1 protein-coding gene is annotated in these 227 nt (G+C 70.0%); it reads left to right on the top strand.

Translation table 11 applies throughout. The features are described 5' to 3' along the window. A partial coding sequence (locus IH68_RS51560; protein WP_037886844.1) for a hypothetical protein occupies window positions 1–227 on the top strand: 227 nt, incomplete at both ends.

The raw sequence follows: 227 nt of genomic DNA, 5'->3' as shown, positions 1-227 counted from the left end.
CTGGTCAAGTCCACGGTGATCATGAAGGAGAACCTGGAGGAGCTCAACCAGCGCGGCCTGGCCGCCGACTTCCCGGTCATCCTCGGCGGCGCCGCGCTCACCCGCGCCTACGTCGAGCAGGACCTGCACGAGATCTACGAGGGCGAAGTCCGCTACGCCCGCGACGCGTTCGAGGGCCTGCGCCTGATGGACGCCCTGATCGGCGTCAAGCGCGGCGTGCCCGGCGC

Source organism: Streptomyces sp. NRRL S-646 (assembly GCF_000720765.1).
Taxonomy (GTDB): Bacteria; Actinomycetota; Actinomycetes; order Streptomycetales; family Streptomycetaceae; genus Streptomyces.
Note: the sequence above shows the minus strand (reverse complement) of the source record. Positions and strands in the feature narration are given on the sequence as shown.